This window comes from Streptomyces sp. NPDC111507 (assembly GCF_055638955.1).
The window spans coordinates 487,970-500,155 of the sequence record NZ_JBVKBU010000004.1 but is presented as its reverse complement, the minus strand read 5'-3'; the positions used below and the strand labels follow the sequence as shown (position 1 = coordinate 500,155).

Below are 12,186 nucleotides of genomic sequence, written 5' to 3'. Positions count from 1 at the left end.
GTGCCTGACTTAGTCCATTACTGTGGACTGAGAAGTGCACCTTGATGCACGACTCCTGAGTCGAGCCCCTGGAAGGCCCCGTGAACAGCCCCAGCGCCGCCCCGTCCTCCCCGGCGTCTCCGTCCTCGGCCGCCCCGGCGATGGCGCCCGCGCCCACCCCGGGTGAGGGCGCCCCGAGCCGGAGGGGTGCCCTCGGCCCCGTGGGACTGGTCCTGGCCGGAGGCATCTCGGTGCAGTTCGGCGGCGCGCTGGCGGTCACCCTCATGCCGCGCACGGGCGCGCTCGGGGTCGTCACCCTGCGCCTGCTGGTCGCCGCGATCGTGCTGATGGCCGTCTGCCGGCCCAAGGTGCGCGGGCACTCGCGGGCCGACTGGGGCACGGTCGTGATCTTCGGTCTCACCATGGCCGCGATGAACGGCCTCTTCTACCAGTCGGTCGCCCGTATCCCGCTGGGCCCCGCCGTCACCCTCGAGGTCCTCGGCCCCCTCGTCCTCTCGGTCCTCACCTCCCGCCGCGCCCTGAACCTCCTCTGGGCGGGCCTCGCCCTCGGCGGCGTGTTCCTGCTCGGCGGCGGGGGCTTCAGCTCCCTCGACCCGGTCGGCGTCGCCTTCGCCCTGTCCGCGGGCGCGATGTGGGCGGCGTACATCGTCTTCAGCGCACGTACGGGCCGACGCTTCCCCCAGGCGGACGGGCTCGCGCTCGCCATGGTGGTCGCGGCGGTGGCGTTCCTGCCGCTGGGGATCGCCGAGGCCGGGACCCGGCTGATCGACCCGACGACCGTGGCCCTGGGCGGCGCGGTCGCCATCATGTCCTCCGTGCTGCCGTACACCCTCGAACTGCTCGCGCTGCGCCGCCTTCCCGCCGCCACCTTCGCCATCCTGATGAGCCTGGAGCCCGCCGTCGCCGCGACCGCCGGCTTCCTCGTCCTGGACCAGGCCCTCTCCGCCACCGAGGCCCTCGCGATCGCCCTGGTCATCGCCGCGAGCATGGGGGCGGTACGGACACAGGTGGGACGGGGCAGGGCGAAGAACGTCGGTGAGTCGCGATGAGCCGGGGCACGGCCACGCACTGAGGCGAGGCCTGCCCCACTCCGCCGACTCGTACGCGCGGGGCTTGTCAGCGCCCTCGTCTACTGTGCGTGCCGCGTGTGCAGGTGGTGATCCGAGCGGGGGAGTAGGGCTGCGTCATGAGTGATCGCACCGGGCGATGGGCGGCAGGCCGCGACGAGTTCGCGGCGCTGGTCATCAGGACGGATTTCAGCGACGACGGGGCGTGGGCGGCGCTGAAACTCGCGCTGTCCCTGCCCTGGGGGCCCGGGGACTTCGAGCCGTACATCCATGTCGTGGACGACCCCTCCTGGGCGGGACTCACGACGGCCGGCGTACTCGCCGCGGTCTCCGTCGACGAAGAACTGGCCGTCGTCTTCCTCGCCGACGGCGCCGCCCTGCGCGCCGGTCATGGAGCTCTGCTGGCGGTGTCCACCCTGACCAGGGAAGAGTGCGAGAGCGACGAGGAGTTCGAGGCCGAAGGCGGCGAGTTCCGCACCGCCCCGGCCGGGATCCACGAGATTCACGCCAACCTGATGATCGCCAATCTCGACTTCTCCGATTTCGCCGAGGCGGCCGAGGCGGCACCGGACGGCGTCTTCCGCTCCCTGTAGTCCGCGCGGAACATCTCCCCGTAGCCCGCGAGGCACATCAATTAATGCAAGCATGCTTGCTTGTTTCTGTGCCCGCTGCCATGCTCCAGAACGCACCGCGAAAGACTCCGCACGCCCGCCGCGCATCGCCGCACATCGCGGCGCGGCGCCGCGCGCCGCCGCACACCGTCGTGCCCCGAGGGGAGCTCCATCGTGTCCGACCCGTCGTCAGTGATCGACGATCTGCATCGGGAGAGCGAAGAACTCGACCTGCTGGTAAGGGATGTGACGGAGAGCCGCTGGGCACTCGCCACCCCCGCCGCCGGCTGGACCGTCGCTCACCAGATCGCCCACCTGGCCTGGACGGACCGCTCCGCCCTGCTCGCCGTGACGGACGCCGAGGCCTTCGCCAAGGAGGTCGAGAAGGCGATGGCCTCGCCCGGTGGATTCGTGGACGAAGGCGCGGAGGAGGGGGCCCGGCTGCCGCCCGCCACGCTGCTCGGCGACTGGCGGGCGGGGCGAACGGCGCTGGAAGAGGCCCTCCGCGCGACTCCCGCAGGCACCCGCTTCCCCTGGTACGGCCCGCCCATGTCGGTCGCCTCCATGGCCACCGGCCGCCTGATGGAGACCTGGGCCCACGGCCAGGACGTGGCGGACGCGCTGGGCGTGGCGCGCACTCCCACCGACCGCCTCCGCCACGTCGCCCGCATCGGCGTACGGGCCCGGGACTTCGCCTTCCACGTACGGGGGCTCACTCCGCCCGCCACCGAATTCCGCGTCGAACTGGTCGGACCCAAGGGCGAGTTGTGGACGTACGGGCCCGAAGAAGCACCCCAGCGCGTCACCGGCCCCGCCCTCGACTTCTGTCTCCTGGTCACCCAACGGGCCCACCGCGGCGACCTCGCCGTACGGGCGGACGGCCCCGACGCCGACCGCTGGCTGGACATCGCACAGGCCTTCGCGGGCCCACCCGGACAGGGCCGCGCGTCCAAGGGAGACGCCAGGTGACCGTCACGCCCCTGCGGATAGGCAACGCCTCCGGTTTCTACGGCGACCGCTTCGACGCGATGCGCGAGATGCTCACCGGCGGCCCCCTGGACGTCCTCACCGGCGACTACCTCGCCGAACTCACCATGCTCATCCTCGGCCGCGACCGCCTCAAGAACCCCTCCGGCGGCTACGCCCGCACCTTCCTCGGCCAGTTGGAGGAGTGCCTCGGCCTCGCGCACGGGCGGGGCGTGCGGATCGTGGCGAACGCGGGCGGCCTCAACCCCGCCGGACTCGCCGACGCCGTACGGCAGTTGGCCGACCGTCTCGGCATACCGGTGCGCGTCGCCCACGTCGAGGGCGACGACCTGACCGCCGGCCACCCCAGGAGCCTCGCCGCGCACGCCTACCTCGGGGGTGCCGGGATCGCCGCCTGTCTGCGCGAGGGCGCGGACATCGTGGTGACCGGGCGGGTCACGGACGCGGCGCTGGTCACCGGGCCCGCCGTCGCCCACTTCGGCTGGGCGCCGGACGCGTACGACCGTCTCGCCGGCGCCGTCGTCGCCGGTCACGTCCTGGAATGCGGCACCCAGGCCACCGGCGGCAACTACGCCTTCTTCACCGACCACGACCCGGCGCGCCTTCGCCACCCGGGATTCCCGTTCGCCGAACTCCATGAGGACGGCACCAGCGTCATCACCAAGCACGACGGCACCGGCGGCCTTGTGGACATCGGCACCGTCACCGCGCAACTCCTCTACGAGACCTCCGGCGCCCGGTACGCGGGCCCCGACGTCACCGCCCGCCTCGACTCGGTCCGCCTCACCCAGGAGGCCCCCGACCGCGTCCGCATCTCCGGTGTACGCGGCGAGGCCCCGCCCCCCACCCTCAAGGTCGGCCTCAACCGCCTCGGCGGCTACCGCAACGAAGTCGTCTTCGTCCTCACCGGCCTCGACATCGAGGCGAAGGCCGCCCTCGTCCGGGACCAGATGGAGACGGCCCTCGACGCGGCCAAGTCGCGCCCCACGGAGGTCCGCTGGGACCTCGCCCGCACCGACCACCCCGACGCGCCCACCCAGGAGACCGCGAGCGCCCTTCTGCGCCTCGTCGTACGCGACCCGGACCAGGACGCGGTCGGCCGCACCCTCAGCGGCGCCGCCATCGAACTGGCCCTGGCCAGCTATCCCGGCTTCCACGTGATCACGCCCCCGGGAAAGGGCTCCCCGTACGGGGTCTTCGAGGACGTGTATGTCCCCCAGGGCGCCGTGGAGCACGTGGCGGTCCTCCATGACGGGCGACGGGTGCCGGTTGCCCCGGCCACCGACACCCTCGTACTCGAACCGGCGCTCGAGCCCGCTCTGCCCGAACCGCTCCCTCCGGGGCCGACGCGACGCGCTCCTCTGGGCGTGGTCGCGGGTGCACGCAGTGGGGACAAGGGGGGGAACGCGAATGTCGGGGTGTGGGTGCGATCGGATGACGCGTGGCGCTGGTTGGTTCATCAGCTGACAGCTGACAGATTTCAGAATCTGATAACTGAAAGCTGTCATCTGAAAGTTGTCCGTCACACTCTGCCGAACCTCCGCGCCCTCAACTTCGTCGTCGAAGGAATCCTCGGCAAAGGCGTCGCCTCCCAGCACCGCTTCGACCCCCAGGCCAAGGCCCTGGGCGAATGGCTCCGCTCCCGCCACCTCGACATCCCGGAGGCTTTGCTGTGACGGTCCTGGCGTCCGCCCTGGACACCGCCGCCCCCGACTACACCGCCCACCGCGAGACCATGCTCGCCAAGCTCGCCGAGCTGGACGCCGAGCACGCCAAGGCGCTCGCGGGCGGCGGCGAGAAGTACGTGGCCCGGCACCGGAAGCGCGGCAAGCTGCTCGCCCGTGAACGCATCGAGCTGCTGCTCGACCCGGACACACCGTTCCTGGAGCTGTCGCCGCTCGCGGCCTGGGGGAGCGAGTACGCGGTCGGCGCGTCGCTGGTGACCGGGATCGGGGTCGTCGAGGGCGTGGAGTGCCTGATCACCGCGAACGACCCGACCGTGCGGGGCGGCGCCAGTAATCCCTGGAGCCTGAAGAAGGCCCTGCGGGCCAACGACATCGCCCTCGCCAACCGGCTGCCCTGCATCAGCCTGGTGGAGTCGGGCGGCGCCGATCTGCCGTCGCAGAAGGAGATCTTCATCCCCGGGGGAGCGATTTTCCGCGACCTCACCAGGTTGTCGGCGGCGGGGATCCCGACCGTCGCCGTCGTCTTCGGGAACTCCACCGCCGGGGGCGCCTACATCCCCGGCATGTCCGACCACGTGATCATGGTCAAGGAACGGGCGAAGGTCTTCCTGGGCGGGCCGCCGCTGGTGAAGATGGCGACCGGCGAGGAGAGCGACGACGAGTCCCTGGGCGGCGCCGAGATGCACGCGCGCGTGTCGGGTCTCGCGGACTACTTCGCCGTCGACGAACGGGACGCCCTCCGCCAGGCCAGGCGCGTCGTCGCCCGGCTCAACCACCGCAAGGCGTTCGGTGATCCCGGTCCGGCCGAGCCCCCGAAGTACGACGAGGACGAGCTCCTGGGGATCGTCCCCGGCGACCTGCGACACCCCTTCGACCCGCGCGAGGTCATCGCCCGTGTGGTCGACGGCTCCGACTTCGATGAGTTCAAGCCCCTCTACGGGACGAGCCTCACGACCGGCTGGGCAACCCTCCACGGCTATCCCGTCGGCATCCTGGCCAACGCCCAGGGAGTGCTGTTCAGCGCCGAGTCCCAGAAGGCCGCCCAGTTCATCCAGCTCGCCAACCAGCGCGACATCCCCCTCCTCTTCCTGCACAACACCACCGGCTACATGGTCGGCAAGGAGTACGAGCAGGGCGGGATCATCAAGCACGGCGCGATGATGATCAACGCCGTCTCCAATTCGAAGGTCCCCCACCTGTCCGTCCTCATGGGGGCCTCCTACGGAGCCGGTCACTACGGCATGTGCGGGCGCGCCTACGACCCGCGCTTCCTCTTCGCCTGGCCCAGCGCCAAGTCCGCCGTCATGGGCCCCCAGCAGCTCGCGGGCGTCCTCTCGATCGTCGCCCGGCAGTCGGCCGCGGCCAAGGGGCAGCCCTACGACGAGGACGCCGACGCGGCCCTGCGCGCCATGGTGGAGCAGCAGATCGAGTCGGAGTCCCTGCCGATGTTCCTGTCCGGGCGGCTGTACGACGACGGGGTCATCGACCCCCGCGACACCCGCACCGTCCTCGGCCTGTGCCTGTCCGCGATCCACACGGCCCCCTACGAGGGTGCGCGCGGTGGCTTCGGCGTCTTCCGGATGTGAGGTCCCAGTGATTACTTCTGTCCTCGTGGCCAATCGGGGCGAGATCGCCTGCCGGGTCTTCCGCACCTGCGGTGAGTTGGGGATCCGGACCGTCGCCGTGTACTCGGACGCCGACGAGAACGCCCTCCACACGCGTGTGGCCGACGAGGCGGTACGGCTGCCGGGGGCGGCGCCCTCGGACACGTATCTGCGCGGCGACCTGATCGTGAAGGCCGCCCTGAGCGCCGGTGCGGACGCCGTGCACCCCGGGTACGGCTTCCTCTCCGAGAACGCCGGTTTCGCGCGGGCCGTCCTCGACGCGGGCCTCGTCTGGATCGGGCCGCCGCCCGAGGCCATCGAGGCGATGGCCTCCAAGACGCGCGCCAAGAAACTGATGGGGCTCGAACCGCTGGAGACGGTCACCGCCGCCGATCTCCCGGTGCTCGTCAAGGCGGCCGCGGGCGGCGGCGGACGCGGCATGCGCGTCGTACGCGAGCTCGGCGCCCTCGACGCCGAGCTGACCGCCGCCCGCGCCGAGGCCCTCAGTGCCTTCGGCGACGGCGAGGTCTTCGTCGAGCCCTACGTAGAGGGCGGTCGGCATGTGGAGGTGCAGATCCTCGCCGACGCGCACGGCACGGTCTGGGCGCTCGGCACCCGCGACTGCTCCCTCCAGCGCCGCCATCAGAAGGTCGTCGAGGAGGCCCCGGCCCCCAGTCTCGGAGACCTGACGGAAACCCTCTACGACCTGTCCGTGCGGGCGGCCCGTGCCGTCGACTACGTGGGCGCGGGAACGGTCGAGTTCCTGGTCGCCGACGGCAAGGCCCACTTCCTGGAGATGAACACCCGCCTCCAGGTCGAACACCCGGTGACGGAGGCGGTCTTCGGCGTCGATCTCGTCGCGCTCCAGATCCAGGTGGCGGAGGGCGGGGCGCTCGCGAACGACCCGCCACGCGCGCGGGGGCACGCGATCGAGGCCCGCCTGTACGCCGAGGACCCGGCGCGGTCCTGGGCCCCGCAGACCGGCACCCTGCACCGCCTCGCCGTCCCGGAGGGCGTCCGCCTGGACACCGGTTACACCGACGGCGACCCGATCGGCGTCCACTACGACCCGATGCTGGCGAAGGCGATCGCCTACGCGCCCACACGCGCGGAGGCCCTGCGCAAGCTGTCGGGGGCCCTGGAACGTGCCGACATCCACGGCCCGGCGACCAACAGGGATCTGCTCGTGCGCTCCTTGCGGCACCCGGAGTTCGCCGAGGCCCGCATGGACACCGGGTTCTACGAGCGCCACCTCGCCGCCCTCACGACGCCGTCCCCGGACCCGTACGCGCCCCTGGCGGCGGCCCTGGCGGACGCGCGGGGCCACTCCCGCTCCCGGTTCGGCGGCTGGCGCAACCTCCCCTCGCAGCCCCAGACCAAGCGTTACGACCTGGCCGGCACCGAGCACGAGGTGCGCTACCAGCACACCCGTGCGGGCCTCACGGCCGACGGGGTGCGCGTGGTGCACGCCGACGCCCGTCTCGTCGTACTCGAAGTGGACGGCGTACGCAGGAAGTTCGAGGTGACGCGGTACGGCGACCAGGTGTTCGTGAACGCCACCGCTCTCACCGCCCTGCCCCGCTTCCCCGACCCCACCGCCCAGCAGGCCCCCGGCTCCCTCCTGGCCCCCATGCCCGGAACCGTCGTCCGCGTCGCCGAGGGACTGGCCACGGGAGCCGCCGTACGGGCCGGAGAGCCGCTCCTGTGGCTGGAGGCGATGAAGATGGAACACAAGATCTCCGCGCCGACGGCAGGCACCCTCACGGCCCTGCACGCCACCCCCGGCCAACAGGTGGAGGTCGGGACCCTGCTGGCAGTGGTGGAGACAACACCGGTGAGCACAGCGCCCCGTTAGCGGCGCGGGGCTGTCCCCTCATGCGGCTCCGCCGCGTGGGCGCGACCAGCCACAAACAACCCGCAGCGTACACACGGCCCCAGGAGCCCCCATGAGCCCCGCAACAGAAACCGAAGAACACAAGGCCCTCCGATCCGCCGTGGCCGCCCTCGGCAAACGCCACGGCCGCGACTACGACATCAACACCCTCTGGTCCGAGGCCGCCAAGCTCGGCTACCTCGGCGTCAACCTGCCGGAGACCTACGGTGGCGGGGGCGGCGGCATAGCCGAACTCTCCATCGTCCTGGAGGAACTCGGTGCCGCGGGCTGCCCCCTCCTGATGATGGTCGTGTCGCCGGCGATCTGCGGCACGGTGATCGCCCGCTTCGGCACCGAGGCCCAGAAACAGGAGTGGCTCCCGGGCCTGGCCGACGGCACCCGCACCATGGCCTTCGGTATCACCGAACCCGACGCGGGTTCCAACTCGCACCGCATCACCACCACCGCGCGCCGGGACGGTGCCGACTGGCTCCTGAGCGGCCGCAAGGTGTTCATCTCCGGCGTCGACATCGCGGACGCCACCCTCATCGTGGGGCGCACGGAGGACGCGCGGACGGGGCGCCTCAAGCCCTGCCTGTTCATCGTCCCGCGCGACGCCGACGGCTTCGGGCGGCGGCGGATCGACATGGAACTCCACAGCGTGGAGAAGCAGTTCGAGCTGACCCTCGACGACGTGCGGCTGCCCGCCGACGCGCTCGTCGGCGACGAGGACGCGGGCCTGCTCCAGCTCTTCGCCGGGCTCAACCCCGAGCGGGTGATGACGGCCGCGTTCGCGATCGGCATGGGCCGTTACGCGCTCTCCAGGGCCGTCGAGTACGCCCGCGAGCGCACCGTCTGGAAGCAGCCCATCGGCGCCCACCAAGCCGTCGCCCACCCCCTCGCGCAGGCCCACATCGACCTCGAACTCGCCCGTCTGATGATGCAGAAGGCGGCATACCTGTACGACTCCGGGGACGACGTCGCCGCGGGTGAGGCCGCCAACATGGCCAAGTACGCGGCGGGCGAGGCCTGTGTGAGGGCCGTTGACCAGTCCGTGCACACCCTCGGGGGCAACGGGCTCACCCGCGAATTCGGCCTCGCCTCGTTGATAACGGCCTCGCGTGTGGCTCGTATTGCTCCGGTGAGCCGGGAGATGATTCTCAACTACGTCTCCCACCAGACCCTGGGCCTGCCCAAGTCGTACTAGCCCGCCGCTCCACGAGCCGCTCCAGGAGGAACCGTGTTCCGCAGCGAGTACGCCGAAGTCCCGGCCGTAGAGGAACCCATTCACGAGGCGGTCCTCGGCCGCGCCGCCGAGCGCGGCGACACGCCCGCGCTGATCGACGGAGTCGACGGCACCACGCTCACCTACGGGCAACTGGACCGGTTCCACCGGCGGCTGGCCGCCGCGTTCGCCGACGCGGGCGTCCGCAAGGGCGACGTCCTCGCCCTGCACAGCCCGAACACCATCGCCTTCCCGACGGCGTTCTACGCCGCCACGCGCGCGGGGGCGTCGGTCACGACCGTGCACCCGCTCGCCAGGCCCGAGGAGTTCGCCAAGCAACTGCGGGACAGCGCCGCGAACTGGATCGTGACCGTGTCCCCCCTCCTGGAGGCGGCGCGGCAGGCCGCCGAGCTCGCCGGCGGGGTGCGGGAGATCTTCGTCTGCGACAGCGCGCCGGGGCATCGCTCGCTGATCGACCTGCTCGGTTCGACCGCGCCCGAACCGGAGATCGGCATCGACCCGGTGACGGACGTCGCGGCTCTGCCGTACTCCTCCGGGACGACCGGTATCCCCAAGGGGGTGATGCTCACCCACCGGTCCATCGCCACCAACCTGGCGCAGCTGGTGCCCTTCTTGCCGATGAGCGAGGGCGAACGCATCCTCGCGGTGCTGCCCTTCTTCCACATCTACGGGCTGACGGCCCTCATGAACGCGCCCCTGAGACAGGGCGCCACCGTCGTCGTACTGCCTCGCTTCGACCTCGACACCTTCCTCGCGGCCATCGAGAAACACCGCATCAGCGGCCTCTTCGTGGCGCCGCCGATCGTGCTGGCCCTGGCCAAGCACCCGGCCGTCGCGCGGTACGACCTGTCGTCCCTGAAGTACATCGTCTCCTCCGCCGCGCCCCTGGACGCCAAGCTCGCGCTGGCCTGCGCCGAGCGGCTGGGGCTGCCGCCCATCGGCCAGGGCTACGGGATGACGGAACTGTCGCCCTGCACGCACCTGGTCCCCGTGGACGCCGCCCAGGAGGCGCCCCCGGGAACGGTCGGCAGGCTCGTCCCGGGCACCGAGATGCGCATCGTCTCCCTCGACGACCCCGGCAAGGACCTCGGCGTCGGAGAGGCGGGCGAGATCGTCATCCGCGGTCCCCAGGTCATGAAGGGCTATCTGGGCCAGCCCGACGCCACCGCCGCGATGATCGACCCGGACGGCTGGCTGCACACCGGAGACGTCGGCCACGTGGACACCGAGGGCTGGCTGTTCGTCGTCGACCGCGTCAAGGAGCTCATCAAGTACAAGGGCTTCCAGGTCGCGCCCGCCGAACTGGAGGCACTGCTCCTCACCCACCCCGGTATCGCGGACGCCGCGGTCGTCGGGGTCTACAACGAGGACAACAACGAAGTCCCGCACGCCTTCGTGGTGCGCCAGCCCTCCGCGGCCGGACCGGCCGGTCCGGCGGCGGACGACCTCTCCGACGTCCCCGGCCTCTCCGAAGGAGAGGTGATGATGTACGTCGCCGAGCGCGTCGCCCCGTACAAGAGGGTCCGCGGCGTCACCTTCATCGACGCCGTCCCACGGGCGGCCTCCGGAAAGATCCTGCGCCGGGAACTGCGGGGCCTGTCATGACCGTTGAACCGGTTGAATCGCTTGTCCGAGTGACGCACGACCGCGCCGTCACCACCCTCACCCTCGACTCGCCCGCCAACCGCAACGCCCTCTCCGCCGCCCTCGTGGGCGAGCTCGCGGACGGGCTCACCCGGTGCGGCAAGGACCGAGACGTCCGCGCGGTCGTCCTCGCCCACACGGGGAACACGTTCTGCGCGGGCGCCGACCTGCGCGACCCCCCGCACCCGGAGGCGCTCGTCGCCCTGCTGCGGCGGATCGTCGAACTGCACAAGCCCGTGGTGGCCCGGGTGACGGGCCATGTACGGGCGGGCGGACTGGGGCTCCTCGGAGCCTGCGATCTGGCGATCGCCTCCAAGGAGGCCACGTTCGCCTTCACGGAGGTACGCATCGGCGTCGCGCCCGCCGTGATCTCCCTCCCCCTGCTGCCCCGTACGGACCCCCGCGCCCTCGCCCGCTACTACCTCACGGGCGAACGTTTCGACGCGTCGGAGGCGGTACGGACGGGACTCCTGACGGCGACCGGCGACGACGTCGACGTCACCCTGGAACCCGTCCTGGACGGCCTGCGCCGCGCCTCCCCCCAAGGCCTGGCCGAGACGAAACGGCTGCTCACGGCTAGGGTGCTGGAGGCCTTCGACCGGGACGCGGACACCCTGACCGCGCTCTCGGCCGAACTGTTCTCCTCCGCGCAGGCCCGCGAGGGGATGACGGCCTTCCTCGAACGACGGGATCCCGCATGGGTGGTGTGAGCACGACGGAAGCCGCGGAGCGCGCGGAGCCCACGGACGCCACGGACGCGGCCACGAATGCCACGGACGCGGCCACGGACGCGACTACGAATGCCACGGACACGACCACGGACGCGACACAGTCGGCCGAAATCGCCCCCCGCGGTCCCCGGCTTCCGCACGTTCCCAAGCAGGACCGCAGCCGCGCCACCCGGCAGCGGCTGCTCGCGGCCGCCGTGGCCTGTCTCGCCGAGCACGGCTGGGCGGGCTCCACGGTCTCCGTCGTCGCCGAGCGCGCGGGAGTGTCCCGGGGGGCCGCCCAGCACCACTTCCGCACCCGCGAGGACCTGTTCACCGCCGCGGTGGAGTACGTCGCCGAGGAGCGCTCCACCGCACTGCGCGCCCTGTTCCCGGAGGGCGCCGCCGAACGCCGCGAGGTGGTCGTGGCTCTGGTCGACCTCTACACAGGCCCCCTCTTCCGCGCCGCCCTCCACCTCTGGGTCGCCGCCTCCAACGAGGAGCAGCTGCGCCCCAGGGTCACCGAGCTGGAGGCCCGCGTGGGCCGCGAGACCCACCGGATCGCCGTGGAACTCCTCGCCGCCGACGAATCCCGCCCGGGCGTTCGCGAAACGGTCCAGGGCCTGCTGGACATGTCCCGCGGCCTCGGCCTCGCCAACCTCCTCACGAACGACGGGGGGCGACGGGAACGGGTGGTGGCGCAGTGGGGCGTACTCCTGGACGAGGCGCTGGGCTGAGCCCCGCCGCCGTCACGGGCTGAGC

Annotated in this window: 10 protein-coding genes; all 10 read left to right on the top strand. The window is 71.7% G+C overall.

Annotated elements, in window-relative coordinates; translation table 11 throughout:
• Nucleotides 1–80 precede the first annotated feature (80 nt).
• The 10 genes from ACZ7M2_RS19970 to ACZ7M2_RS19925 all read left to right on the top strand — a co-directional run bounded on the left by ACZ7M2_RS19970 (nt 81) and on the right by ACZ7M2_RS19925 (nt 12,161).
• On the top strand, nt 81–1,049 hold the full coding sequence (locus ACZ7M2_RS19970) for an EamA family transporter (protein ID WP_471596368.1): 969 nt from the start codon (nt 81–83) through the stop codon (nt 1,047–1,049).
• Nucleotides 1,050–1,186: 137 nt separating this feature from the next.
• Complete coding sequence (locus ACZ7M2_RS19965) at nt 1,187–1,660, top strand: DUF6924 domain-containing protein (RefSeq protein WP_471596367.1); 474 nt, start codon at nt 1,187–1,189, stop codon at nt 1,658–1,660.
• A 192-nt stretch (nt 1,661–1,852) separates the two neighbouring features.
• Entirely contained in the window at nt 1,853–2,647 is a 795-nt protein-coding gene (locus ACZ7M2_RS19960; protein ID WP_471596366.1) for a TIGR03084 family metal-binding protein, read from the top strand.
• Nucleotides 2,644–4,341, top strand: coding sequence for an acyclic terpene utilization AtuA family protein (locus ACZ7M2_RS19955; protein WP_471596365.1), 1,698 nt, complete (start codon nt 2,644–2,646; stop codon nt 4,339–4,341). Before ACZ7M2_RS19960 ends, ACZ7M2_RS19955 begins: the two co-directional genes overlap by 4 nt.
• On the top strand, nt 4,338–5,936 hold the full coding sequence (locus ACZ7M2_RS19950) for an acyl-CoA carboxylase subunit beta (RefSeq protein WP_471596364.1): 1,599 nt from the start codon (nt 4,338–4,340) through the stop codon (nt 5,934–5,936). The genes ACZ7M2_RS19955 and ACZ7M2_RS19950 overlap by 4 nt, the downstream gene beginning before the upstream one ends.
• 7 nt (nt 5,937–5,943) lie before the next feature.
• Nucleotides 5,944–7,809: an acetyl/propionyl/methylcrotonyl-CoA carboxylase subunit alpha gene (locus ACZ7M2_RS19945; protein ID WP_471596363.1), complete on the top strand. Its 1,866-nt coding sequence runs from the start codon at nt 5,944–5,946 to the stop codon at nt 7,807–7,809.
• Between the two features lie 91 nt (nt 7,810–7,900).
• Nucleotides 7,901–9,034: an acyl-CoA dehydrogenase family protein gene (locus tag ACZ7M2_RS19940; protein ID WP_471596362.1), complete on the top strand. Its 1,134-nt coding sequence runs from the start codon at nt 7,901–7,903 to the stop codon at nt 9,032–9,034.
• A 33-nt stretch (nt 9,035–9,067) separates the two neighbouring features.
• Nucleotides 9,068–10,678, top strand: coding sequence for a 4-coumarate--CoA ligase family protein (locus ACZ7M2_RS19935; RefSeq protein ID WP_471596361.1), 1,611 nt, complete (start codon nt 9,068–9,070; stop codon nt 10,676–10,678).
• Nucleotides 10,675–11,427 carry an enoyl-CoA hydratase family protein gene (locus tag ACZ7M2_RS19930; RefSeq protein WP_471596360.1) on the top strand — a complete coding sequence of 251 codons (753 nt, stop codon included), beginning with the start codon at nt 10,675–10,677 and terminating at the stop codon, nt 11,425–11,427. The genes ACZ7M2_RS19935 and ACZ7M2_RS19930 overlap by 4 nt, the downstream gene beginning before the upstream one ends.
• 131 nt (nt 11,428–11,558) lie before the next feature.
• Nucleotides 11,559–12,161 carry a TetR/AcrR family transcriptional regulator gene (locus tag ACZ7M2_RS19925; RefSeq protein WP_471596534.1) on the top strand — a complete coding sequence of 201 codons (603 nt, stop codon included), beginning with the start codon at nt 11,559–11,561 and terminating at the stop codon, nt 12,159–12,161.
• Nucleotides 12,162–12,186: the final 25 nt, after the last annotated feature.